Source organism: Rhizobium sp. MHM7A, assembly GCF_005862215.1.
In the GTDB taxonomy this organism is placed as follows: domain Bacteria; phylum Pseudomonadota; class Alphaproteobacteria; order Rhizobiales; family Rhizobiaceae; genus Rhizobium; species Rhizobium bangladeshense.
In genome coordinates, this window is sequence record NZ_VCHT01000002.1 from 885,542 (window position 1) to 909,315 (window position 23,774).

Sequence of the window (23,774 nt, forward strand, 5' to 3'; positions counted from 1 at the left end):
GCATCTGAAGATCGTTCCGGAGGACTACAGGAATGCTCGTCCGATACGAGACGCCGGCAGATATCGAAGCGATTCAGAATGTGACCTCGGCTGCCTTCAAGCCCATGCCCTACAGCGAGGGTACGGAGGCGGAGATCATCCGGAAGCTTCGCTTGAGCGGCGATCTGGCGATATCGCTGGTCGCCGAAGAGGATGGCGAGATCCTGGGGCATGTCGCGTTTTCGCCGGTGACGATCAACGGCGTGCATGACGGCTGGTTTGGGCTCGGTCCGATTTCCGTGGCGCCGGAGAGACAGAGGCAGGGCATCGGCAGGGCGCTGATGGCAAAGGGACTTGCATTGCTGAAGGCGATGGGCGCGAGCGGATGCGCGCTGATCGGCAATCCAGAGGTCTACAGCGGTGCCGGCTTCAGCAGCGACGGGCAACTGACATATCACGATCTCAATACGCGGTTCGTGCAGCGAATTGTCTTTCGGGGGGCGGCGCCGAGCGGGACGCTGCGATTCGCTCCGGCGTTCGAAGACTAGCGGTAAAGGGTGACGACATGTCCGAAATGGGCGCGATTACAATCCGGACCGAACGCCTGACGCTCCGACTGCCCGACATCAGCGATTTCCCCGCCTATGCTCGGCTGATGGCTTCGCCACGCTCTGCCGGAATGGGCGGCCCGTTCGATGTGAGGGCGGCGTGGGGGATGTTCTGTCATGACGTCGCTCTCTGGCAGCTTTTCGGCCATGGGGCGCTGATGATCGATCTTTCGGAAACCAGCGAATGCGTCGGCCAGGTTGGGATCAATCATGGGCCGCTCTTCCCGGAAAAGGAGCTGGGATGGTTCGTTTATGAGGGGCACGAGGGGCGAGGCTATGCGACGGAAGCAGCCTTCGCGCTGCGCGGCTGGGCCTTCGCGACGCTCAAGCAGTCGTCGCTTGTCAGCTATATCGCACCCGGAAACGCAGCCTCGATCGCTGTTGCGGAGCGCCTGGGGGCGCGTCTCGATCCCGCTGCGCCTCGAACCGATCCCGCCGATCTCGTCTATCGTCACCTTGCTTCCTGAAACCATGCGCGCAGGCCGCAAGACGGTTGTGGTAGACGTTTCGATGCTTACATGTTGATAGGTCAGGATCGGACGCTGCAAGAGATGGGGTTAGCGGATGACGGCCACGCAACAGGAACATTGGGACGAGGTATACCGCACGAAGGCCGCCGACAGCGTCAGCTGGTATCAGCCGACGCCGGAGCCTTCACTCAGGGCGCTTGGCGAGCTGCATCTGCCGGTTACGGCCGCGCTGATCGATGTCGGCGGCGGCGCGTCGAGCCTTGTCGACCGCCTGGTCGAGCGTGGATGGTCCGACCTGGCCGTTCTCGATATTTCTGCGCCGGCGCTTGATGTCGCCAAGGCGCGCTTGCGGGGTGATGCAACCCGTATCGCCTGGCTGGTGACCGATGTCACCAAATGGAGACCTGAACGCCGCTACGATGTTTGGCACGACCGCGCCGTTTTTCACTTCCTTACCGAGCCGGAGCAGCGGCTCGCCTACCGTCGGGCCCTGGAAACAGGCACGGCGCCAGGCAGCGCTGTGATCATCGCCACCTTCGCAACCGATGGGCCGGAGCGGTGCAGCGGTCTGCCGGTCCAGCGTTACGATGCAGCCGCCCTGGCGGCGGAATTTGGTTCCGCCTTTTCGTTGGAGCGGGAGTGGCGAGAGGAGCACATGACGCCCGGCGGCGGCAGGCAATCGTTTCAGTGGTGTGTCTTTCGGCGGCGATGAGATCCGTCCGCCCCGGAGGGGCGCCTACTTCGCCTCCAGGCGATCCAGGATAAAATTGGCCCGCTCTGCGACCGGGATCTTCGGCAGCGCGACAATGTCGTAGCCAAGTGTCGGATAGGTGGCGGTGAGCCGCTCATATTCGGCTACGGCCTCTTCGAAGCAATGGCGGCGCTCAGGGTCGGTCATGTAGATCTCGGGCCATCGCGGGTGAGAAAGACGCTTCTGTTATGGCGATGGACGGTGCTCAATCTTTCCAGGACCGGTTCGCCGGTCAGGTGCTGGAGCGCCGAGGCGGCATCGATCAAGCCGCGGTCGAAAATATCAAGCGGCTTTTTCGCGCGCTGCCGCGTGGTCGGCAATTGCCATCTCGGTTGCGCGGCGGGCGAAGGCAACCATGTCGACCCAGGGCAGGGCTGCTCCATCGCTCGCCGGCTCCTGCTTGACGATCCGCCGGCTGGGTTCTTCGATAATCGTATGGTTGCGGCGGCCAAGCTCCGAAAGCAGTGTTGCTTTTCCGCCGCGGTAACATACCGAAATAACCTGCCCATGCCCTAATCTGCCCGGCGGGAGCGCGCCATGCCGTGTTCCACCAGGCGGTCGATAATTTCGGGATAGCTGACGCCGCTTGCCGCCATCGCCTTGGAATACATGCTGATATCAGTGAAGCCGGGAATGGTGTTGAGCTCGTTGATGACGAAGCGCATATCTGACGTCAGAAAGAAGTCGACGCGCGCCATTCCGTCGCAGCCGATAGCCCGGAAGGCTTTGGCGGCCGTGTCGCGCATGGCCGCCTCGACTTCGGCCGGCAGGTCGGCCGGCACTTTCAGCGCCGCGCCGTTCTCATCGACATATTTTGCGTCGTAATTGTAGAAGCCGTGGCTTTCCGCCGGAACGATCTCGCCCGGCCGGGAGACGAAAAGTTCTCCCGCTGGATCCTCCAGCACGCTGAATTCGATCTCGCGGCCCGCAATGAATTCCTCCGCAAGCAATGTGCGATCGTGACGGAAGGCCTCTGCAAGGGCGGGCGCGAATTCCTGGTTCGCGTGGACCTTGGCGACGCCGACCGACGATCCTTGGCGCGCCGGCTTGATGAAGAGCGGCAGTCCAAGCTCGCTTTCAAGGTCGGTCAGCGAAGGGACGACACCTTCGCGGATCGCCACCGCGCGCGCCACCGGCAGGCCGGCCGCCCGCAGCAGACGCTTAGCGATATCCTTGTCCAGCGCGGCGGCCGAGCCGAGGATGCCGCAGCCGGCGAGTGGCACGCGGGCAACCTCCGCCATACCCTGCACCGATCCGTCTTCGCCGTGCGGGCCGTGCAGCACGGGGAATAGGACGTCGATCCTCACCAGTTCATATGGCGTGCCACGGGCGGGGATTGCCATCGCTCGTCCTCGGCCGCCCGGCACAAGGCAGACTTCCGTGCCAGATGAAGGTGTCGCCAGGACGCCGTCCACGAAACTGCTCAGCAGCCACTGCCCCTCGCGGGTGATGAAAACGGGGATGGCGTCGTATTTCTCTGGCGTAAGCGCGCTCATGACATTGGTTGCCGAGAGCACGGAAACTTCGTGTTCGGCCGAGCGTCCGCCGAAGAGCACGGCGATGCGCAGCTTGGTTTGGGAAGGGGTCATGCGAACCTCCGGAGGGATCGGGTTGGAAGGTCAGACGTCGACCGATATGCCTCGATTGGCGAAGAAGCGGTCGAAGACGGCAAGCGGAAGAATGACATCGGCCTGGCTTGCCTCGTCATGGCCGGATGGGTTGTGGAAGCGGATCGTCTCGTTGCTTGCTGCCGTCACCAGCACCAGATGGTCCCCCTTCGACGGCGGCTCGCGCTCCGGCCAGCGGATGGCTGAATGCACCGAGGCGATGAAAAAGCGCCGCTTCGACAGGAGATCGGGAATGGTCGATGTCTGAACTGCGGTCATCGTCTCGGCGGCAAGCCCGAAATGGTCGCTCACGAAGCGCACGAAGGGCGCATAGATGAGCCCCTTGATCGAGGCGTCGATCTCGTTGACCACATAGCCGCCATAGACTGTGCAAGCGCGGGCAAGCTCGAGCGTCGGATGGATTTCGCCGCGGGCGGCAAGTATCATCTTCAGGCAGGCCATGCCGCAGACATTCACCGCCCATCGCGCATATTCTTCGATGGTCGCGGCTCCCGAATGGCGCCAGAGCGGATCGCTGAGCAGCGCCTGCGGCCCTTCGGCAAGCACCGGCAGCGTCATGCCGGGCGTTTCCCATTGGCTGAAATAGGGCACGCTGCTCTGCTGCATTCTGTCGATATCCCCACGGTTCGTTCGTGAGATGGCCGGCAATCTTGGCTTTTTTTGAGCCGATGCCAAACTGCCAAGCCGAGGGCAGGGCGTCTGCCCGCTAGCTAGAGGCTGTAAGACAAGCCGGCCATCAAACTCGCACAGCTGTGGGATGAAGGTTTGCGCTCGAGGTCGTTGAGAGTCTATTCCATGCCATCACGCGGCGGGGGGCGCCGACGGCAGAATAGGCATCTATCGTGCCGTCCTACCTGCCGTTCTCCGGCCAGATCGGTTGGCTGATGCTCTGCAGCAGTTCCGGTTCGACGCCGTCGATGCGGGCGATTACCGCTTTGGCCATTTCGCGGCCAGCTTGGCGCACGTCTTCCTGGGCGGTGATGATCTCGGGCCGGATCCAGTTCAGAATCGGCACAGATTGTTTGGAGACCATGTCGAGATCGCGGCCCAGCGCCTTGCCGGCGGCTTCGATGCCGGCATTGACGGCGATCGCCGCGCTGCCGGCCGAGCAGACGATTCCATCCGGCGCATTGGCCGAGCGCATCATCACTTCGACGACGTCACGGATGTCGGCGAGCGGTGCGTCGGTATTGACGCGCAGCGGCACTTCCTCGGCGCCATAATCGTGCAGGCCGGTCTGAAAGCCAATGCGGATATGCGCGTAATAGGTGAGTTTGCTCGGCGGCTGCAGCAGCGCGATGCGGCGCCGGCCGCGCCTGACGAGCCGCTCCACCGCCTGATGGGCGAAAGCCTCGTTGTCGAAATCATGGAACGGGTGCGTGAGGCCGGCATCGGTGCGGCCATGCGTGGCGAAGGGCATGCCGCGCTCGGACAGGAGCCGCACGCGCGGATCGTCCGGCTCGATGCGCGATATGATGACGCCGTCGGCCGAGCCGGTTTCGAGGATATAGCGCACCGGCAGCATCGGATCCTTGCTGTGGGAATGCGGCGTGACCACGATATGATAAGGTGTGCCGGACAGCACTTCCGATATGCCGAAAACCATCTGACTCGAGAAGCCCATGATCTCCTCGTCGATGCTCAGGACGAGGGCGATGACGTTGGTCTTGCCGGTGCGCAGGCGCACGCCCGCTCTGTTAGGCTGATAACCGAGCTGGCGAGCGACCATGCGCACCCGCTCCTTGGTCTCGGCGCCGATATCCGGCGCATCCTTCAGCGCGCGCGATACCGTCGTTACGCCAAGGCCAGTCATGAAGGCGATCGTCTTCAATGTAGGGCGCTCGCGTGTCACCGCCGTCGACGTCGCCTGTCCGAAATTTCCCTTGTTTTCCATCCCTGTAGGCCTGCCTCGCGCGAATTGGTCTCGCTTATAGAGGCTTTTCCAGGCGCCGTAAGCCCGCCGCCTGCCAAAATCGCGCCTCCCTGAAGGATGTAATCTGTAACGATACAGTAGAAATGTCGAGCATTTTTTCTTATAGGCGGTGCAGCATCGTCCGCCCAGGTTGAATCCGTGGTTTTAGCCGCGTTTTTCTGCAGTTGCGAGGCGGGTAGCGTGGTCTGTCAGGCAGAGTATAAAAAAAATTCGCGTTCTTTCAACATATTGACCAAAAGGCGTGTAAGCCGAGAAACCAAACCGATCGCTGGTGTAAGGGATGTGGCGGCGCTGCTGGACACTATTACAAGTAGCAAATCGGTTCGTTAAAGAAAAATTTCCAAGCGGGCAGTTGCGTCGGAAAATCGATTGATCTAAGTTTTTCCGGCAACGTTTCAGTGAGGGAGGAGAACTCATGAAAATCCGTATGATGGCGGCCATGCTTGCCGCTTCAGCAGCACTTCCGCTCAGCGCCGCCAGCGCAACCGATCTCGAAGTCACGCATTGGTGGACATCCGGCGGCGAATCCGCAGCTGTCGCCGAGCTGGCAAAGGCGTTCGACGCCAGCGGCAATCACTGGGTGGACGGTGCCATCGCCGGTTCCGGCGGCACGGCGCGTCCGATCATGATCAGCCGCATCACCGGCGGCGACCCTATGGGTGCCACCCAGTTCAACCATGGCCGCCAGGCCGAGGAACTCGTTCAGGCCGGCCTGATGCGCGACCTGACCGATGTCGCAACCGCCGAGAAGTGGAAGGACATCATTCGTCCGTCGAGCCTGCTCGATTCGTGCACCATCGATGGCAAGATCTATTGCGCTCCCGTCAATATCCACTCCTGGCAGTGGCTCTGGCTTTCGAACGCTGCCTTCAAGAAGGCCGGCGTCGAGGTTCCGAAGAACTGGGACGAGTTCGTCGCCGCTGCTCCGGCTCTCGAAAAGGCGGGCATCATCCCGCTTGCCGTGGGCGGCCAGCCGTGGCAGGCCGCAGGCGCCTTCGACGTGCTGATGGTCGCGATCGCCGGCAAGGACACTTTCAACAAGGTCTTCAAGGACAAGGACGCCGAAGCTGCTGCCGGTCCTGAGATCGCCAAGGTCTTCAAGGCTGCCGACGATGCCCGCCGCATGTCCAAGGGCAGCAATGTTCAGGATTGGAACCAGGCGACCAATCTCGTCATAACAGGCAAGGCTGGCGGCCAGATCATGGGTGACTGGGCGCAGGGCGAATTCGCGCTTGCGGGCCAGAAGGCCGGCACTGATTACACCTGCCTGCCGGGCCTCGGCGTCAACGAGATCATTTCGACTGGCGGCGACGCCTTCTACTTCCCGTTGCTGAAGGACGAGGAGAAGTCCAAGGCGCAGGCGGTGCTTGCCAAGACCTTGCTCGATCCCAAGACCCAGGTTGCCTTCAACCTGAAGAAGGGTTCGCTGCCGGTGCGCGGTGACGTTGACCTCGCCGCCGCCAATGATTGCATGAAGAAGGGTCTCGACATCCTCGCGAAGGGCAACGTGATCCAGGGCACCGACCAGCTGCTTTCGGCCGACAGCCAGAAGCAGAAGGAAGACCTCTTCTCCGAATTCTTCGCCAATCCGTCGATGACGCCGGAAGACGCCCAGAAGCGTTTCGCCGAAATCATCTCTTCGGCCGACTGATCGGCAGACTTGCTGTCCTGGCGATCCGGCTCCTCGGAGCCGGATCTTCCCGGATGGTCTTGCCGGTATTCCCGGCAGATCGCCGGACGGGATGAAAAACGGCCGTCACCGGCCGCAGCTGCCATTTGAGGAGAAGCGTTCATGACGGGTCAAGCGCAAGCAGGCCGGCCAAACAAGTTACTGCGCAATCTGAACGCCAAGATTGCGTCCATCCCGATGATCCTGACAGCGCTGGTGATTTTTGTCGGCGGCACACTCTGGACGGTATTTTATTCCTTCACCAATTCGAAGCTCCTGCCGCGGTTGAGCTTCGTCGGTTTCGATCAGTACGAGCGCCTCTGGGCCGCGCCGCGCTGGGTGACAGCGATCGAGAATCTTGCGCTCTACGGCATCCTCTCGCTGATCTTCAGCCTGGTCATCGGCTTCCTGCTCGCTGCGCTTATGGACCAGAAGATCCGGTTCGAAAATACCTTTCGCACCATCTTCCTTTATCCTTTCGCCTTGTCCTTCATCGTAACGGGGCTCGTCTGGCAATGGGTTCTGAACCCGGATTTCGGCATTCAGTCGGTGGTGCGTTCGCTCGGCTGGACGAGCTTCACCTTCAATCCGCTCTATACGCCCGAGATCGTTATCTACGGCATTCTGATTGCGGCGCTGTGGCAGGGAACGGGGTTGGTCATGTGCCTGATGCTAGCCGGCCTGCGCGGCATCGACGAGGATATCTGGAAGGCTGCGCGCGTCGACGGCATTCCGATGTGGAAGACATATCTCCTCATCGTCATCCCGATGATGCGGCCGGTCTTCATCACGACGATCGTCATCATCGCCTCCGGCATCGTCAAGGTTTACGACCTCGTCGTGGCGCAGACATCGGGCGGTCCGGGTATCGCCTCGGAAGTGCCGGCCAAATACGTCTATGACTACATGTTCCAGGCGCAGAATCTGGGGCAGGGCTTCGCCGCATCGACCATGATGCTGGTCACGGTTGCGATCATCATCGTTCCGTGGGCCTATCTGGAATTCGGAGGAGGGCGCAAGCGTGGCTAATATCGGAACCCTCAACACCACCGCAGCCGGTATCGATGCGGTCGCGCAGAGACTTGGCGACGGCCCGAGCGGCCCGAAGCCGCGCCCGAGGCTGTCTGCGCGCAACATCATCCTCTACGGTACGCTGACGGTTGCAGCGCTCTATTACTTGCTGCCGCTCTATGTGATGGTCGTCACCTCGCTCAAGGGCATGCCGGAAATCCGCCTTGGGAATATCTTCTCGCCGCCGATGGAAATCACCTTCCAACCCTGGGTGAAGGCCTGGGCGGAGGCTTGCACCGGCCTCAATTGCGACGGCCTGTCGCGTGGTTTCTGGAACTCCGTGCGCATCACGGTGCCGTCGGTCATCATCTCGATCGCCATCGCTTCGGTGAACGGCTATGCACTGGCGAACTGGCGCTTCAAGGGTTCGGAGCTCTTCTTCTCCATCCTGATCATCGGGGCGTTCATTCCCTATCAGGTGATGATCTATCCGATCGTCATCATCCTGCGTGAAATCGGCATCTACGGCACCCTGACCGGCCTCGTCATCGTCCATTCGATCTTCGGCATGCCGATCCTGACGCTGCTCTTCCGCAACTACTTCGTGTCGCTGCCGGAGGAGCTGTTCAAGGCCGCGCGTGTCGACGGGGCGGGCTTCTGGCAGATCTTCCTGAAGATCATGATGCCGATGTCGCTGCCGATCTTCGTCGTGGCGATGATCCTGCAGGTCACGGGCATCTGGAACGATTTCCTGTTCGGCGTCGTCTTCACACGGCCGGATACCTATCCGATGACGGTGCAGCTCAACAACATCGTTAATTCCGTCCAGGGCGTGAAGGAATACAACGTCAACATGGCAGCAACGATCCTCACCGGCCTGGTGCCGCTGATCGTCTATTTCGTCTCCGGGCGACTTTTCGTTCGCGGCATCGCCGCCGGCGCAGTGAAGGGGTGATCACATGAACATGAATTCAACTGTCTCCAATTCGAGCGTCTCGATCAAAGATCTCTCGCTGAACTTTGGATCGGTCAGCGTGCTGAAGGATCTCAACCTTGAGATCAATGATGGCGAATTCCTGGTACTGCTGGGATCGTCCGGCTGTGGCAAGTCGACCTTGCTCAACTGCATCGCGGGCCTGCTCGACGCTTCGGAAGGCCAAATCTTTATCAAGGGCAAGAACGTCACCTGGGAGGAGCCGAAGGACCGCGGGATCGGCATGGTCTTTCAATCCTACGCGCTCTATCCGCAGATGACCGTCGAGAAGAACCTCTCCTTCGGCCTTCGCGTCGCCAAAGTGCCGCAGGCCGAGATCGACAAGCGCGTGGCACGCGCGGCCGAGATCCTGCAGATCCAGCCGCTCCTGAAGCGCAAGCCAGCCGAACTATCAGGCGGCCAGCGCCAGCGCGTGGCGATCGGCCGGGCGCTGGTGCGCGATGTCGACGTCTTCCTGTTCGACGAGCCGCTGTCCAACCTCGACGCCAAACTGCGCTCGGAACTTCGCGTCGAAATCAAGCGCCTGCACCAGTCGCTGCAGAATACGATGATCTACGTCACCCACGACCAGATCGAGGCGCTGACGCTTGCCGACCGCATCGCCATCATGAAGAGCGGCATCATCCAGCAGCTCGACGATCCGACGACGATCTACAACCGGCCGCGTAATCTCTTCGTCGCCGGCTTCATCGGCTCGCCGTCGATGAATTTTCTGCGCGGCGAGCTCATCAAAACCGGTGACGGGATCGCCTTTACGGCCAACGGCGTCAATTTCTCGCTCGACGCCTATGATGCCGGCGAGACGCTGCAGCCCGGCCGCAAGGTGGTGCTCGGCGTTCGCCCCGAACACATCAAGGTCAACGAGAATGCCGGCGGCGAAGAACATGACGCCACCGTCGATATCGAGGAGCCGATGGGCGCGGACAATCTTCTGTGGCTGAAACATGCCGGCCACACGATGTCGGTCCGCGTCAACGGCGCGCGACGCTTCAACGTCGGAGCCAAGGTGAAGCTCAGTTTCGACATGGCGCTGGCTTCGGTCTTCGATGCGGAGAGCGAGCTGCGTCTTTAGAGGAATTCTTCGCGGGCGGGGTCCGAGATGGCGCTGCCTGCTTGCTGCAAGGCTGTTTATATGAATTCGACCGGCGCTTCACCCAGATCTGCGCGCGCTTGGGAAGAGGCCACCTCCGCGCTCCGTCATTCTCGGGCTTGACCCGAGGATCCATGCCGCGGCTGCTGGCGAATGTCGTGTGGATGCTCGGGTCAAGCCCGAGCGTGACGGAGGGGAAGCGGTCATGACGACCGACAAATACCGGACCGCGGTCATGCGCCGTCCATTTCAAAATGCAAATCGGAAATGAAATCGTGACGCAACAAACAACCCCCTCCAGCATTGACCTTTCCGGTTCGTGGCAGCTCACCTCCGTCGACGGCGAGATCAAGAGCACCATCACATTGCCCGGCGACGTGCACACGGCGCTGCACAGGGCAGGGCTCATCCCCGATCCCTATTTCGGCCGCAATGAGGAGAAAGTGCAGTGGGTAGCGCAGCGCGAATGGGCGGTCGAGCGCAGCTTCACACTGCAGGAGGTCGAAGGCGACTGGTATCTTGATATCGACTATCTCGACACGGTGGGCAGCGTCTATATCAACGGCTTCCTGGCGCTCGAAGCCGACAACAGCTTCCGCCGCTACCGGCCTGATGTTTCCAGCATGCTGAAATCGGGCGACAATGTCATCCGCATCGTCTTCGCCTCCAATCCCGGTGTCGGCGCTGAACGGCAGAAGCAGCAGCCCTTCTATGTTCCCTACAGCACCGGCAATTCGCCGATCCCCGACGGCAATATGCTGCGCAAGCCGCAATGCCATTTCGGCTGGGACTGGAATATCGCCATTGCGCCGTTAGGCCTCTACGGCACGATTGCGCTGAAGAAGCTCGAGACGGCGCGCATCGAACATGTCGTCACCCGCCAGGTCCACAATAATGACGGCTCGGTCGACCTGACGGTCACCGCCAGCCTGTTTGCGAAACATGCCGGCGTTGCCCAGGTCTATTTCGATCTCGACGGCGAGCGCGTCCGCCTCGACGTCGGCGTCAAGGGCGAGACTGATGTCAACTATCTCTTCCATATTGACGAGCCGCGCCTCTGGTGGCCTTCCGGCAGCGGTGAGCAGGCGCTCTATACGCTTTCCGTCGAGCTGTCCGACGAGGTGGTGACGAAGCAGATCGGCCTTCGCACCATCGATCTGATCACCACCCCGGATGCTTCAGGCGCCCGTTTCGCCTTCAAGGTCAACGGCCGCGAGATCTTCTGCCGCGGCGCCAATTGGATTCCCGCCGACGCGCTCTATTCGCTGTCTTCGCCCGAGAAGACGGAGGATCTGCTGCAATCGGCGAAGGCCGCCAATATGAACATGATCCGCGTCTGGGGCGGCGGTTTCTACGAGCAGGATTATTTCTACGATCTTTGCGACCGGCTCGGCCTCCTGGTCTGGCAGGACTTCATGTTCGCCTGCAACCTTTACCCCTCGACCGAGGACTTTCTCGGCAATGTGGCAATCGAGGTGGATTACCAGGTGCGCCGGCTATCTTCCCATCCCTCCATCGCGCTCTGGTGCGGTGACAACGAGCTTGTGGGCGCTCTCACCTGGTTCGAAGAATCAAGGAAGGACCGCGACCGCTATCTCGTCTCCTATGATCGCCTCAACCGGACGATCGAGCAGGCGGTGAAGAAGGCGTTGCCCGGCGCGCTCTGGTGGCCGTCGAGCCCGGCTTCAGGATACCTTGATTTCGGCGATGCCTGGCACGCCGACGGCTCCGGCGACATGCACTACTGGTCGGTCTGGCACGAGAACAAGTCGTTCGACAATTACCGCTCGGTGCGTCCGCGCTTCTGCTCGGAATTCGGCTTCCAGTCCTATACCTCGCTGCCTGTCATCAGGACCTATGCCGAGGAGAAGGATATGAATATCGCTTCTCCCGTCATGGAACTGCACCAGAAGAATGCCGGCGGCAATGAACGCATCGCCGGCACGATGTTCCGCTATTTCCGTTTCCCCAAGGATTTCCCGAACTTCGTCTATCTCTCCCAGATCCAGCAGGGCCTGGCGATCAAGACGGCAGCGGAGTATTGGCGCTCGCTGAAGCCTCATTGCATGGGTACGATCTACTGGCAGCTCAATGATACCTGGCCGGTCGCCTCCTGGTCGAGCCTCGATTATGGCGGGCGCTGGAAGGCGATGCATTACCTCGTCAAACGCTTCTTCCAGCCGGTGGCGGTCGCCGCCATTCCTTCCGAGGACGGCAAGAAGATCCGCTTCTCGCTGGTCAACGATACTCTCGCCGATGTCAGCGTCGATCTTTCGATCTCGGTTCTCACGATGAAGGGCGAGCGGAAGCACCTGAAAGATGTGCAGGCGGTCTGCTCGCCGGATGCGGCGGTGACGGCTGCGACGATCGATGTGTCCGATATCGCCGAGGGAACGCTGCTCGCCTGGCGTTTCACTGCCTCGAACGGCATGGGCGGCGAGGGGCATCACGTCAACGGCACCTACAAAGCCCTGGAGCTCGCGCCCGCAGGGCTGATGGTCACCCATGAATATGTCGAGGCAAGCGGCGCCATCGATATCAACGTCACCGCAAAGGGACTTGCGCTCTTCGTGATGATCGAGAGCGAGACGGACGGCAAATATTCCGACAACGCCTTCGATCTTGCGGCCGGCGAAAGCCGCCGCATCACCTTCACCCCAGCACATCAGCTCGAACGCGGCAAGCTGCCGGACTTCCGGTTCTACGACCTGCATTCCTGCCAATCGGCGGATTGATCCTTCCCAAGCGTGGGCACGAGGCCCAAGGAGAACATAATGACGAAACTCAGCTACCAGCTCTACAGCGCACGTAATTTTCAGCCCTATTCGGCGATTTTCGAAAAGCTTGGCAAGGCGGGCTATGCGGAAGTCGAGGGCTTCGGCGGCATCTATGCCGATCTCGATGATGCCGGCCTGAAGAGCCTTCGCGCCGAGCTGGACAAGAACGGCCTCGTCATGGCGAGCGGCCATTTCAGTCCCGATTTCCTGGAGAAGGAAGTTCAGAAATCGCTAAACATCGCCAAGATCCTGGGCATGGATTCGATCTATGCGCCGCATCTGGCGGCCGACCAGCGCCCTTCCGACGCCGCCGGCTGGACTGCCTTCGGCAAGCGCCTGCAGGAGATGAGCAAGCCTTACAAGGACGCCGGCTACGAGTTCGGCTGGCACAACCATGATTTCGAGTTCGTCAAGCTGGCAGACGGCTCGCTGCCGATCGAGCGCATCTTCGAAGGCGCGCCTGACATTTCCTGGGAAGCCGATATCGCCTGGGTTATCCGCGGCGACGCCGATCCCTTCGCCTGGATTGAGAAACTCGGCTCGCGCATCACCTCGGTTCACGTCAAGGACATTGCGCCGGCCGGCGAAGCGAAGGATGAGGATGGCTGGGCCGATGTCGGCCACGGCAAGGTCGAGTGGGCCAAGCTGATCACTGCACTGCGGGCCACCAAGGCGAAGCACTTCGTCGTCGAACATGACAACCCAAGAGATATCGACCGCAATATCAGCCGCTCGATTGCATCCTTCAAGACCTATTGAGGCACATCATGACCAGGGAACTTGGCGTTGGCATCATCGGATGCGGCAACATCTCCACCACCTATTTCTCGCTTGCACCGCTCTTCAAGGGGCTGAAGGTGCTGGCCTGCGCCGATATCAACGTGCAGGCCGCCGAGGCCCGCGCCAAGGAATATGGCGTCAGGGCACAGACGATCGACGCGCTTCTCGCCAATGACGAGATCGACGTCGTCGTCAATCTGACGATCCCGGATGCGCATTTTCCGGTATCGAAGGCTATCCTCGAAGCCGGAAAACACGTCTATTCGGAAAAGCCGCTGGTGCTTTCGCTGGAGCAGGGCGAGGAGCTTCGCCGCATCGCAAAGGCGAAGAATCTTGCCGTCGGCTGCGCGCCGGACACTTTCCTCGGCGGCGCCCATCAGCTCGCCCGCAAGTTCGTCGACGATGGCGGTATCGGCCGGATCACTTCGGGCGCTTGCTATGTGATGAGCCCCGGCATGGAGATGTGGCATCCGAACCCGGACTTCTTCTTTCTGCCGGGCGGCGGCCCGATCCTCGATCTCGGCCCCTATTACATCGCCAACCTGATCAACCTGATCGGCCCGGTGAAGCGCGTCGGCGCCATGACCTCGATGGCCTCGCCGACCCGTACGATCACCAGCCAGCCGCGCCACGGTGAGATCATTCCCGTCAAGACGCCGACGACGATCCAGGCATTGCTCGAATTCGTCAATGGCGCCACCGTGACGCTATCGGCGAGCTGGGATGTGTGGTCTCACCGACATGCCAATATGGAGCTCTACGGCACCGAGGGCTCGCTCTACGTGCCGGACCCGAACTTCTTCGGGGGCACCGTCGAGGCAAGTGGCCGCGACAAGGACATCAAGCCGCTCGAGGCCTGGGAGCATCCCTTCGGCAAGATCAACCAGGAAAGTCCGAGCGGCTCGCGCGCCAATTACCGCACCGCCGGCCTTGCCGATATGGCAATGTCGCTGATCGAGGGCCGTGATGCGCGCTGCTCGCTTGATCGCACCCTGCACGGCGTCGATGTCATGACTTCGATTCTGAAGTCTGGTGAGGAGGGGCGGTTCATCGACCTGACGACGACTTGCACCCAGCCGGCCGCGCTTGGCATCGAAGAGGCGCAGGCACTGTTGAGGTAGCGGAGAAAGCGCGCCTGCGCTTGCCGTATTGGCGCGCTTGCTCCATTAGTTTCGTCATGTCGGCCTCGCGTCACTGTGGTCCGGTTTTGCCGATGGTTGCCCCTCACCCCAACCCTCTCCCCGTGAACGGGGCGAGGGGACTTGCCATGCAAGAGGTGGTGGGGAACGGAGGCTACTGCACTTGCCTTTTCCCCGCTCGCCGGGAGAAGGTGCCGGCAGGTGGATGAGGGGCAGGTGTCGGCGCTTTCGTGAGCCGAGGACGTCGCATGCCGACGACGCTGATATTCGATGAAGGAGACTTCCATGAGCTGGCAACCGGCCGCAGACCGTTATTCGAAAATGAAATATAACCGCACGGGCCGCTCCGGCCTGAAGCTGCCGGCCGTCTCCCTCGGCCTCTGGCACAATTTCGGCGGTGACACGCCGCATGACCGAAAGATCGACATGTGCCGCACGGCTTTCGATCTCGGCATCACCCATTTCGACCTTGCCAACAATTACGGCCCGCCTCCCGGCAGCGCAGAGACCGCCTTTGGCGAGATCCTGCGGACAGAATTCTCTGGCCTACGCGACGAACTGATCATCTCCTCGAAAGCCGGCTACAACATGTGGTCAGGTCCTTACGGCGAATGGGGCAGCCGCAAATACTTGATCGCCTCCTGCGACCAGAGCCTGAAGCGCATGGGTCTCGACTATGTCGACATCTTCTATTCGCACCGCTTCGATCCCGAGACGCCGCTCGAGGAGACCTGTGGTGCGCTCGACCATATCGTTCGCTCAGGCCGGGCGCTCTATGTTGGCATCTCCTCCTATAACTCACAGCGCACTCGCGAAGCCGCCGCCATTCTCAAGGATCTTGGCACGCCGTGCCTGATCCACCAGCCGAGCTACTCGATGCTCAACCGGTGGGTCGAGGACGACAGGCTGCTTGACACGCTTGCTGACGTGGGCATGGGCTCGATCGTATTCTCGCCGCTGGCTCAGGGCATGCTTACGTCGAAATATCTCGGCGGCATTCCCGAAGACAGCCGCGCGGCACAGAACCACTTCCTCAAGCGCGACTTCATCCGCCCCTCCATCATCGACAATATTCGCAAGCTGAACGAGATTGCGGAAAGGCGTGGCCAAACGCTGGCGCAGATGGCGATTGCCTGGGTGCTGCGCGGTGGGCGCGTAACTTCAGCGCTGATCGGCGCCAGCCGCTCGTCGCAGATCGTCGATTGCGTCAAGGCGCTCGATAATCTCGAGTTCAGTGCGGGGGAGCTTGCGCAGATTGATGTCTATGCGAAAGAGGCTGATATCAATCTCTGGGCAAAGTCGGCGGAGCGGGATTAGGAGAGGCAGATTGGGAGTTTGGGGCAGTACGCTGCCACATCCTCCCTCATCTCTGTCCTCGGAGGCGTCCGAGGGATGTCATAGGGATCCAGATAGCCCAAATCCTTGGGTTGAATGCACTCATTTCGCCGCGCAGAGGCGCGGCGGCTGACGAGCACAGGAATGAGGGGGGCAAGTTGGTGCTGTAGCCCGCTCCCATTTGACGTACGTACCACAGGCAACAATCGAGGAGGAGCCGCCATGATCCGCAATCCCATCCTGCCCGGGTTCAATCCCGATCCGTCGATCTGCCGCGTCGGCGACGATTATTACATCGCCACCTCCACGTTCGAGTGGTATCCGGGCGTACAGATCCACCATTCGCGGGATCTGGTGAACTGGACCCTCGTGCGCCGGCCTCTTGAGCGCGCCTCTCAGCTCGATATGCGCGGCAACCCTGACAGCTGCGGCATCTGGGCGCCGTGCCTTTCCCATGCCGACGGGCAGTTTTGGCTGGTCTATACCGACGTCAAGCGCTTCGACGGTAATTTCAAGGATGCTCATAATTATATCGTCACTGCGCCCTCGATCGAGGGCGAATGGTCCGAGCCGATCTATGTCAATTCCTCCGGTTTCGATCCGTCGCTTTTCCACGACGAGGACGGGCGCAAATGGTTCGTCAACATGCAGTGGAACCACCGTACCGAAAGTTATGGCGGTTCGCCGAAATCGCCGGCCTTCGACGGCATCCTACTGCAGGAATGGGACCCGCTGGCGAAGGCGCTGAAAGGGCCGATCAAAAACATCTTTGCCGGCAGCCCGCTCGGCCTCGTCGAAGGCCCGCATCTCTTCAAGAAGAACGGCTGGTACTATCTGACCACCGCCGAGGGCGGCACCGGCTACGACCATGCCGTCACCATGGCCCGCTCGCGCGGGATCGAAGGGCCTTATGAGCTGCATCCGAACATGCATCTCATTACCTCGAAGGATCATCCCGGCGCCGTGCTGCAGCGGGCAGGGCACGGGCAATATGTCGAAACACCAGACGGCGAGGCCTATCACACCCATCTTTGCGGCCGGCCGCTGCCGCCGAAGCGGCGCTGCACGCTGGGGCGCGAAACCTCTTTGCAGAGATGCGTCTGGCGCGACGATTGGCTCTATCTCGAAAACGGCACTTCGGTGCCAGATGTAGATGTGCCGGGTCTCTTTGGCGCCGTGCCAGCGGAAAAGCCGATGCGCAGCGAATACAATTTCGACGGGGGCAAGCTGCCAGCCGATTTCCAGTGGCTGCGCACCCCCGAACACGGCCGCATCTTCAGCCTGACGGACCGTCCCGGCCATCTCAGGCTAATAGGGCGCGAGAGCATAGGCTCCTGGTTCGAGCAGTCGCTGGTCGCGCGTCGGCAGGAGCATCATAGTTTCCGCGCCGAAACCGTGATCGAATTCTCGCCTGACACCTACCAGCAGGTCGCGGGGCTGACGCATTATTACAATCGCCACAAGTTCCACGCCGTCGCAGTGACGCTGCACGAAACGCTCGGCCGCTGCGTCACCATCCTTTCCTGCAACGGCGACTATCCGAACGGCCGCCTCAGCTTCCCGGCCGGAAGCGGCGTGGCAATTCCCGCCGACGGTCGCGTCCAGCTTGCGATGGAAATCCGGGAAAACGACCTGCAATTCTTCTGGCAGACGGAAGGCAAAGGCGCCTGGCAACCGATCGGCCCGGCCCTCGATGCCGGCGTGATTTCCGACGAGGGCGGGCGCGGGGAGCATGGCTCCTTCACCGGCGCCTTTGCCGGCGTGTTCGCCTTCGATACGTCTGGGCGGGGGAAGGCGGCGGATTTCGACTGGTTCAATTATGATGAATTGTGAGGGGTGGCGCCTGCCGCCTCCACCCGCCCTCGTCCTTCAGGGCCCCTGCGGGGCGCCTCATGATGAGGGCTGATTGTTGTGCTGTGTCGTTAGGGCCAGCATAACGCCGTTGCGCAAAATCCGGTGTTATTTGGCCCGAGCTGCGCCTTCCGGCGTGGAAGCGCGACCTCCCTCCGGCCTCATCCTGAGAGCATTTATCGATTTTTCGATGCAGTCTATGAGGTGCCCGGCAGGGGCTTCGAGGGACGAGGTCGCCCACCGCCTCAACGGCGACACAAAAAGAAAGCCGGCGCAGAGGCCGGCTAAGACGAACGCGGCTGGACGGGGATACTGGCCGGTTCCAAGCAGTTGGTGACTGACAATAACTTTCATTACATGCCGAGGCAGCGGAAAAGGGCGCAATGAGAACGCCGGAAAACGGCTCCGCAAAGGAATGGGCGGCGGGGCGGATACCGGTTGCTTGCCTCGGCTCTCTTATCGAGCATGAATATCACCGGATGATGACATCCGGAGCCGGCCGCTACCTTTCTTTTCAGGGAGGATCGACGTGATGTAATGACAATCGTAAGTCGGCTATGGGAGGCTTGTCAGTGGGCGATCGACTGGACGAAGGCCACTGTGTTGGCGGGGCGTGAATGCAGTGTTCACGTTCCCGAAGGATGTCAAAGCGTCACAGAGAGACTATATAGCGGGCCGAAATACTTCGAGAATCTGCAAGAGACCTGCATGGCCCCCATTATTTCCGTTCAGAACCTGACCAAAACTTATGCCAACGGCTTCGAGGCCCTGAAAGGCGTCAACCTCGACGTCGAGAAGGGCGAGATCCTGGCTCTGCTCGGACCGAACGGCGCCGGCAAGACGACCCTGATCTCGATCATCTGCGGCATCGCCAATCCGAGCGGCGGCCGGGTAGTGGTGGCCGGCCACGACGTCGTCAAGGATTTCCGCGCCACGCGCTCGATGATCGGACTGGTGCCGCAGGAACTGACCACTGATCAGTTCGAAACGGTGTTCAACACGGTGAGTTTTTCGCGCGGGCTACATGGCAAGAAAGCCAATCCAGCGCATATCGAGAAGGTGCTACGGGCGCTCTCGCTTTGGGACAAGAAGGACAATACGCTGCGCCAGCTCTCCGGCGGCATGAAAAGACGGGTGCTGATCGCCAAGGCGCTCTCCCATGAGCCGAATATCCTTTTCCTCGATGAGCCCACAGCCGGCGTCGACGTGACGCTGCGCAAGGATATGTGGCGCGTTGTCGAAGAACTTCGGGCTTCTGGCGTCACCATCATCCTGACTACCCATTACATCGAAGAGGCCGAGGAAATCGCCGACCGCGTCGGTGTCATCAACGGCGGCGAGCTGCTGCTGGTCGAGGACAAGGCGGCGCTGATGGCGAAGCTCGGCCGGAAGCAGCTCATACTCGATCTGGTGGAACCGCTGAGGCGGCTGCCGGACTGTTTTGCCGACAACGGTCTGACGCTGGAAGCGGACGGCAGCCGCCTCACCTATGATTTCGACGCTGATAACGAGCAGGAAAGCATCCCAACGCTGCTGACCCGACTGGGCGAGAACAATATCCATTTCAAGGATCTCTCGACGCGGCAGAGTTCGCTCGAGGATATCTTCGTGGCGTTGGTGGGAGCGGAAAAATGAACTTCGAAGCGGTCAAATCCATCTATTTCTTCGAGATGGCGCGCACGCGCCGTACCCTGCTGCAGAGCGTCATCTCGCCCGTCATCTCGACCTCGCTCTATTTCATCGTCTTCGGCGCCGCTATCGGCTCGCGCATCCAGGAAGTGGAGGGCGTCTCTTACGGCGCCTTCATCACGCCTGGTCTCATCATGCTGACGCTGCTCGGCCAGTGCATCAGCAACGGCTCCTTCGGCATTTACTTCCCGAAATTCACCGGCACGATCTACGAGGTGTTGTCGGCCCCCGTGGCGATGACGGAGATCCTGCTCGGTTACGTCGGGGCGGCGGCAACCAAAGGCCTGATCATCGGCGTCATCATTCTCTTGACCGCCAATCTCTTCGTCGACGTCCGGATCGAGCATCCCTTCATGATGATCCTGTTCTTCCTGCTGACGGCTATCACCTTCAGCCTGTTCGGCTTCATGATTGGCATCTGGGCCGGCAATTTCGAGCAGCTGAACCTCATTCCCATGCTTGTGGTCCCGCCGCTGACATTCCTCGGCGGCAGTTTTTACTCGGTCAACATGCTGCCGCCCTTCTGGCAGGCGGTCAGCCACTTCAACCCGGTGCTCTACCTCGTCAGCGGTTTCCGTTGGAGCTTTTACGGGATTGCTGATGTCAACCCGGCGATCAGCCTGGCGATGATCACCGTGTTCCTGGCAATCTGTCTGGGAACGCTCGGCTGGATCTTCAAGACAGGATATCGGCTGCGCAACTGAAGCGGTCCCAAACGAGCGCCGCAATTTCAACATCAAGATTGCTCAGCGATGCTTGGTCGGGCAGCCTCGCCGATCAAAGCGATCCCACCATCAATCTTGCTATCACATTGCATTCGGGCTCAGGGGCGAATGGTGGATTGAGCATTTATTGCTCGCCGAATCCTTGCTCCTTTCAGAACTCGCGATCGCGGGTAGAGTTCTCCGGTCGGCGAGCTACTGTCGATATTTTGTCGGGTGAGGCTGACTCTGGTATCACGACTCTGCTGGTTGTAAGGCGACGCCAGCGGATCGGTGAAGTTCTAATCTCTTACTGATTACGCTCACGCGCTGCTGACGAGCAGCGCGCCTAACAGGATGAGGAGGGTGCCTATGGCAAGCTTGACCATGTTCAGTTCGGAGGCTTCGCCTAGATAGACGGCAGCGATTGCCAGCGTCACCAGCACGTTGCAGCTCCAGATCGGAGCGAGTTTCGACACCGGAATGCCGTAAGCAAAGAGCGCGAAGCTGATGAGGCCGGTGCCTGCGGCGAAGCAGGCGCCTCCCGTGGCGGCAAAACCAAGGCCCTCGGCGGTCCAGGGCGCGGGGCGCCAGATCAGGGCGGCGATCAGGCCTGCGAGTGCGCAGGCCGAACCGAAGGCGATCATATAAATGGCGGAGCCGGTCGCGGCCGTGGCACTCTGCTTCTGAAAGATGGCGGTGATGCCCCAGAAAATGGCGGGCAGAATGCCGCCGACCATGATCGGCCAGAATGAATTCATGGCGAAACTCCTGTCGCACCCATGGGTCAAGGCTTTCGCTTCAAGCGAATGCCGGTCGAACATGCTGGGTGCCACCAGACTAGGAGTTTCTTTTTGCTCTTTGTGGTCTTGTTATTGCGTTTGAAGGTGACAGATCAGGTCGCCGCCGTAAAGCGGCATTGGGCTATTTTCAGGGGTGCCGGAAACCTAGCGTTGACGAGGTTCGGGTTTCCGTCTAGCTGTACGACCATGAAGATCGCAACGGTTCATGTCGTGGTGATAGAGCGCATGGGCAGGATGGTGTAACCATCCGGCGAGCAGCCCCATGCGCGGTAAATCGAGCTCCTGACGGGGCTTTTTTTGTGCCCTGAATTTGCGCTGCGCCTCGTCAGATTCCCACAATCTTCCTGACAAGACCGGACGAGACCATGTCACGCTACGATTCTGCGCAGACTTCAGGCAACCGCCCCACTTCGACCCCGGCGCCCAGGCGCACGATCCTTCTTCTGCTGACGGCGCTCTCCGTGTTGCCGATCAATATATATCTGCCGGCGCTGCCAAATATCGCAGCTACGTTCCAGGCCGATTTCGCGGTCGTCAATCTTTCGATTGCGGGCTATGCGATCATCAATGCCCTGACGGAAATCGTTGCGGGCGCGATGTCGGATCACTACGGGCGTCGACCAGTCGCACTGATCGCCGTTTCCATCTTCATTGTGGCCTCCATCGGCTGCGCGCTGGCTCCCAATATCGGCATCTTCCTATTGTTCCGCGTGATGCAGGCGTCGATCGCCGCCTGCTTCTGCGTCGCTCTCGTCGCCATCAAGGAGACGGCGTGTGAGCGCGGAGCCGCCAACAGGATCGGCTACGCGGCAATGGGATGGGCTATCGCGCCGATGCTCGCTCCGAGTTTCGGCGGTGTTCTGGATGAAGTCTTGGGGTGGCGCGCGATCTTCCTCGCTCTTGCGCTCCTTGGTGCAGCCATCCTCGTCATGTCAATGCGCGAGCTCAAGGAAACCGCCGGACTCGCATCGAGACCGCGCGGCAATTACTTTGCTTCCTACAGGCAGCTTCTCAGTTCATCGCGGTTCTGGGCGTATACGCTGTGCATGGCCTGCTCCACCGGCACTCTCTATGTTTTCCTCGGAGGCGCATCCATGGCCGTCAGTTCCTCGCTCGGCGGATCAAGCGCGAAGCTGGGCCTCTTCATGGGAATGATTCCGGCAGGGTTCATTCTGGGCAGTTATCTCGCTGCCCGACTCGGGGGGAAATCACTCAGCACCACGCTCGTCATTGCGCGCTTGTCAACGTGCATCGGCCTGCTGCTGGGACTGACGCTGTCGATCTCAGGCGTCACGCATGTCCTGGCATTTTTCGGCCCCTGTATGTTCATCGGTATCGGCAATGGCTTGCCCTTTCCCGCCGCCAATCTCGGTGTTATGTCGGTTCGGGCCGATCTCGCAGGCACCGCCGCAGGCCTTGCCGCAGCGATGTCGATCGCCGGTGCAGCGCTGATCGCTTCGATCGCCGGGCTGTTTCTCCGGGAGGCAGGGGCCGTTCCGACACTGCTCGTGATGTTGCTGACGTCCGCATCGCTTGCCTTGTCGGCAGCGCTCCTCGCAGCTCTTGTCGATCGACGACTCGCGTGCCGTGTTCCTGATGGACAGCCGTTTAAAAGCGGATCTGGGGGATGATTTATTCTGCCGGCTCAATCACGCATGCGCAGTTCATCAGTCTGCATCTGCAAAGAACCCAGCGTTTCCAGGAAGCTCATGCCGAGCAGGCTCTGGTCGAGCCGGCCGTCCTCGGCGACCGTGGCTGCCACATTGTTGCGGACGATCGGGCCGATCGACACCTGATCCAGCGTGATCGGGGCTGCGCGGGTTCGCCCGTTAGCGGTCATGACGGTCATCGAGTAGGTGAGGCGGGTGAGATCGATGCCGATACGTTCGGCGTCCTCGTGCGAGAGCGCCACCATGCTGGCGCCCGTGTCTACGAGCATCTCGACCGTTTGGCCGTTGACATCGACCTCGGCCTCGAAATGGCCGTTCAACAGCTTGTGCAGAATGATTTCCTCGCCACCTTCGCTCGTCGTGACGACGACGGCGCGGCCGGGAAGGAGGCCGGCGAGCACCCGATTGCCGACTCCGAGTGCCTCCTGCCGATAGAGATAGACAGTCACAAGCGCCAGGATGATGACCAGCCATATCATCATCTGCCGCATGGTTTCACCGACGCTGCGCCTGCTTGCCCAGACCCCGGCCGACAGCATCAGCGCGATTGGCAGCAAGTAAATGAAGCGGCCGAACTCGTCGCTTTGCATGCCGAGGATGCGGCCGCGGTCATCGTTGAGGATTAGAACGGCAAGGCCGATGCCGATCACGACAAGGAAGAGAGTGAAACGAATCATAAAGGCCGCTCCGGCCGCTCGGCGGGGTTCGTTGTCATCCGGCTCCTCGCAACGGCGGTCGCGAGCCTTGCCGGCAACTGTGCCATGATCCGGCGCCGCTCGGCATCGGTATAGTTCGTCCAGCCACCAATCTCCTGAAGGGTGCGGCCGCAACCGGCGCAAAATCCGGTCGCCGAGACCATGGAGCAGACGTGAATGCAGGGTGTTTGCATGGAGGAT

The 23,774-nt window shown here is 60.8% G+C and carries 21 protein-coding genes and 1 pseudogene; 15 read left to right on the top strand and 7 right to left on the bottom strand.

Features of this window, described 5'->3' with window-relative positions; genetic code table 11:
• The first annotated feature begins 32 nt into the window (after window positions 1-32).
• From FFR93_RS12650 to FFR93_RS12660, 3 genes are all read left to right on the top strand, one after another.
• Window positions 33-527, top strand: coding sequence for an N-acetyltransferase (locus FFR93_RS12650; protein ID WP_138393457.1), 495 nt, complete (start codon window positions 33-35; stop codon window positions 525-527).
• Between the two features lie 17 nt (window positions 528-544).
• On the top strand, window positions 545-1,054 hold the full coding sequence (locus tag FFR93_RS12655) for a GNAT family N-acetyltransferase (RefSeq protein ID WP_064712697.1): 510 nt from the start codon (window positions 545-547) through the stop codon (window positions 1,052-1,054).
• 97 nt (window positions 1,055-1,151) lie between these two features.
• Entirely contained in the window at window positions 1,152-1,769 is a 618-nt protein-coding gene (locus FFR93_RS12660; protein WP_138393458.1) for a class I SAM-dependent methyltransferase, read from the top strand.
• A gap of 24 nt (window positions 1,770-1,793) precedes the next feature.
• Here FFR93_RS12660 and FFR93_RS12665 read toward each other — a convergent pair.
• The 4 genes and pseudogenes from FFR93_RS12665 to FFR93_RS12680 all read right to left on the bottom strand — a co-directional run bounded on the left by FFR93_RS12665 (window position 1,794) and on the right by FFR93_RS12680 (window position 5,330).
• Window positions 1,794-2,306, bottom strand: a pseudogene (locus tag FFR93_RS12665) (AAA family ATPase).
• Between the two features lie 14 nt (window positions 2,307-2,320).
• The gene (locus FFR93_RS12670; RefSeq protein WP_138393459.1) at window positions 2,321-3,397 is read right to left on the bottom strand and encodes a D-alanine--D-alanine ligase family protein; all 1,077 of its coding nucleotides are present in this window, start codon (window positions 3,395-3,397) and stop codon (window positions 2,321-2,323) included.
• Window positions 3,398-3,427: 30 nt separating this feature from the next.
• The gene (locus FFR93_RS12675) at window positions 3,428-4,042 is read right to left on the bottom strand and encodes a hypothetical protein (RefSeq protein ID WP_138393460.1); all 615 of its coding nucleotides are present in this window, start codon (window positions 4,040-4,042) and stop codon (window positions 3,428-3,430) included.
• Between the two features lie 244 nt (window positions 4,043-4,286).
• Entirely contained in the window at window positions 4,287-5,330 is a 1,044-nt protein-coding gene (locus FFR93_RS12680) for a LacI family transcriptional regulator (RefSeq protein ID WP_064705253.1), read from the bottom strand.
• A gap of 454 nt (window positions 5,331-5,784) precedes the next feature.
• On the opposite strand from FFR93_RS12680, the gene FFR93_RS12685 reads away from it, so the two are divergent.
• From FFR93_RS12685 to FFR93_RS12735, 11 genes are all read left to right on the top strand, one after another.
• Window positions 5,785-7,020: an ABC transporter substrate-binding protein gene (locus FFR93_RS12685; protein ID WP_064705252.1), complete on the top strand. Its 1,236-nt coding sequence runs from the start codon at window positions 5,785-5,787 to the stop codon at window positions 7,018-7,020.
• Window positions 7,021-7,161: 141 nt separating this feature from the next.
• Window positions 7,162-8,067 carry a sugar ABC transporter permease gene (locus FFR93_RS12690; RefSeq protein ID WP_064705251.1) on the top strand — a complete coding sequence of 302 codons (906 nt, stop codon included), beginning with the start codon at window positions 7,162-7,164 and terminating at the stop codon, window positions 8,065-8,067.
• Window positions 8,060-9,004 carry a carbohydrate ABC transporter permease gene (locus tag FFR93_RS12695; RefSeq protein ID WP_138393461.1) on the top strand — a complete coding sequence of 315 codons (945 nt, stop codon included), beginning with the start codon at window positions 8,060-8,062 and terminating at the stop codon, window positions 9,002-9,004. The genes FFR93_RS12690 and FFR93_RS12695 overlap by 8 nt, the downstream gene beginning before the upstream one ends.
• Window positions 9,005-9,008: 4 nt before the next feature.
• Window positions 9,009-10,115: an ABC transporter ATP-binding protein gene (locus FFR93_RS12700; protein WP_064705249.1), complete on the top strand. Its 1,107-nt coding sequence runs from the start codon at window positions 9,009-9,011 to the stop codon at window positions 10,113-10,115.
• 272 nt (window positions 10,116-10,387) lie between these two features.
• Window positions 10,388-12,868, top strand: coding sequence for a glycoside hydrolase family 2 protein (locus FFR93_RS12705; protein ID WP_138393462.1), 2,481 nt, complete (start codon window positions 10,388-10,390; stop codon window positions 12,866-12,868).
• Window positions 12,869-12,907: 39 nt separating this feature from the next.
• Complete coding sequence (locus FFR93_RS12710; protein WP_138393463.1) at window positions 12,908-13,669, top strand: sugar phosphate isomerase/epimerase; 762 nt, start codon at window positions 12,908-12,910, stop codon at window positions 13,667-13,669.
• A gap of 8 nt (window positions 13,670-13,677) precedes the next feature.
• Window positions 13,678-14,811 (top strand): Gfo/Idh/MocA family oxidoreductase, encoded by a 1,134-nt coding sequence (locus FFR93_RS12715; protein ID WP_064705246.1) that lies wholly within the window; start codon window positions 13,678-13,680, stop codon window positions 14,809-14,811.
• 303 nt (window positions 14,812-15,114) lie between these two features.
• Window positions 15,115-16,146, top strand: coding sequence for an L-glyceraldehyde 3-phosphate reductase (mgrA, locus tag FFR93_RS12720; RefSeq protein ID WP_064705245.1), 1,032 nt, complete (start codon window positions 15,115-15,117; stop codon window positions 16,144-16,146).
• Window positions 16,147-16,386: 240 nt separating this feature from the next.
• On the top strand, window positions 16,387-17,997 hold the full coding sequence (locus FFR93_RS12725; protein WP_064705244.1) for a glycoside hydrolase family 43 protein: 1,611 nt from the start codon (window positions 16,387-16,389) through the stop codon (window positions 17,995-17,997).
• A gap of 726 nt (window positions 17,998-18,723) precedes the next feature.
• Window positions 18,724-19,650, top strand: coding sequence for an ABC transporter ATP-binding protein (locus tag FFR93_RS12730; RefSeq protein WP_064705243.1), 927 nt, complete (start codon window positions 18,724-18,726; stop codon window positions 19,648-19,650).
• Window positions 19,647-20,408 (top strand): ABC transporter permease, encoded by a 762-nt coding sequence (locus tag FFR93_RS12735; RefSeq protein ID WP_064705242.1) that lies wholly within the window; start codon window positions 19,647-19,649, stop codon window positions 20,406-20,408. The genes FFR93_RS12730 and FFR93_RS12735 overlap by 4 nt, the downstream gene beginning before the upstream one ends.
• Window positions 20,409-20,728: 320 nt before the next feature.
• Here FFR93_RS12735 and FFR93_RS12745 read toward each other — a convergent pair whose 3' ends face one another.
• The gene (locus FFR93_RS12745) at window positions 20,729-21,166 is read right to left on the bottom strand and encodes an EamA family transporter (RefSeq protein WP_138393464.1); all 438 of its coding nucleotides are present in this window, start codon (window positions 21,164-21,166) and stop codon (window positions 20,729-20,731) included.
• Between the two features lie 407 nt (window positions 21,167-21,573).
• Between FFR93_RS12745 and FFR93_RS12755 the strand changes: the two genes are divergently transcribed.
• A complete protein-coding gene (locus FFR93_RS12755; RefSeq protein WP_138393466.1) occupies window positions 21,574-22,839 on the top strand; it encodes an MFS transporter in 1,266 nt (421 codons plus the stop codon).
• A gap of 14 nt (window positions 22,840-22,853) precedes the next feature.
• Here FFR93_RS12755 and FFR93_RS12760 read toward each other — a convergent pair whose 3' ends face one another.
• On the bottom strand, window positions 22,854-23,555 hold the full coding sequence (locus tag FFR93_RS12760; RefSeq protein ID WP_138393467.1) for a TIGR02281 family clan AA aspartic protease: 702 nt from the start codon (window positions 23,553-23,555) through the stop codon (window positions 22,854-22,856).
• The gene (locus FFR93_RS12765) at window positions 23,552-23,767 is read right to left on the bottom strand and encodes a DUF1289 domain-containing protein (RefSeq protein ID WP_064705237.1); all 216 of its coding nucleotides are present in this window, start codon (window positions 23,765-23,767) and stop codon (window positions 23,552-23,554) included. The genes FFR93_RS12760 and FFR93_RS12765 overlap by 4 nt, the downstream gene beginning before the upstream one ends.
• Window positions 23,768-23,774 lie beyond the last annotated feature (7 nt).

Coding starts and splice junctions, on each gene's coding strand:
- FFR93_RS12650 (WP_138393457.1), top strand. CDS start 33: ATGCTCGTCCGATACGAGACGCCGGCAGATATCGAAGCGATTCAGAAT.
- FFR93_RS12655 (WP_064712697.1), top strand. CDS start 545: ATGTCCGAAATGGGCGCGATTACAATCCGGACCGAACGCCTGACGCTC.
- FFR93_RS12660 (WP_138393458.1), top strand. CDS start 1,152: ATGACGGCCACGCAACAGGAACATTGGGACGAGGTATACCGCACGAAG.
- FFR93_RS12670 (WP_138393459.1), bottom strand. CDS start 3,397: ATGACCCCTTCCCAAACCAAGCTGCGCATCGCCGTGCTCTTCGGCGGA.
- FFR93_RS12675 (WP_138393460.1), bottom strand. CDS start 4,042: ATGCAGCAGAGCAGCGTGCCCTATTTCAGCCAATGGGAAACGCCCGGC.
- FFR93_RS12680 (WP_064705253.1), bottom strand. CDS start 5,330: ATGGAAAACAAGGGAAATTTCGGACAGGCGACGTCGACGGCGGTGACA.
- FFR93_RS12685 (WP_064705252.1), top strand. CDS start 5,785: ATGAAAATCCGTATGATGGCGGCCATGCTTGCCGCTTCAGCAGCACTT.
- FFR93_RS12690 (WP_064705251.1), top strand. CDS start 7,162: ATGACGGGTCAAGCGCAAGCAGGCCGGCCAAACAAGTTACTGCGCAAT.
- FFR93_RS12700 (WP_064705249.1), top strand. CDS start 9,009: ATGAACATGAATTCAACTGTCTCCAATTCGAGCGTCTCGATCAAAGAT.
- FFR93_RS12705 (WP_138393462.1), top strand. CDS start 10,388: ATGCAAATCGGAAATGAAATCGTGACGCAACAAACAACCCCCTCCAGC.
- FFR93_RS12710 (WP_138393463.1), top strand. CDS start 12,908: ATGACGAAACTCAGCTACCAGCTCTACAGCGCACGTAATTTTCAGCCC.
- FFR93_RS12715 (WP_064705246.1), top strand. CDS start 13,678: ATGACCAGGGAACTTGGCGTTGGCATCATCGGATGCGGCAACATCTCC.
- mgrA (WP_064705245.1), top strand. CDS start 15,115: ATGAGCTGGCAACCGGCCGCAGACCGTTATTCGAAAATGAAATATAAC.
- FFR93_RS12725 (WP_064705244.1), top strand. CDS start 16,387: ATGATCCGCAATCCCATCCTGCCCGGGTTCAATCCCGATCCGTCGATC.
- FFR93_RS12730 (WP_064705243.1), top strand. CDS start 18,724: ATGGCCCCCATTATTTCCGTTCAGAACCTGACCAAAACTTATGCCAAC.
- FFR93_RS12735 (WP_064705242.1), top strand. CDS start 19,647: ATGAACTTCGAAGCGGTCAAATCCATCTATTTCTTCGAGATGGCGCGC.
- FFR93_RS12745 (WP_138393464.1), bottom strand. CDS start 21,166: ATGAATTCATTCTGGCCGATCATGGTCGGCGGCATTCTGCCCGCCATT.
- FFR93_RS12755 (WP_138393466.1), top strand. CDS start 21,574: ATGTCACGCTACGATTCTGCGCAGACTTCAGGCAACCGCCCCACTTCG.
- FFR93_RS12760 (WP_138393467.1), bottom strand. CDS start 23,555: ATGATTCGTTTCACTCTCTTCCTTGTCGTGATCGGCATCGGCCTTGCC.
- FFR93_RS12765 (WP_064705237.1), bottom strand. CDS start 23,767: ATGCAAACACCCTGCATTCACGTCTGCTCCATGGTCTCGGCGACCGGA.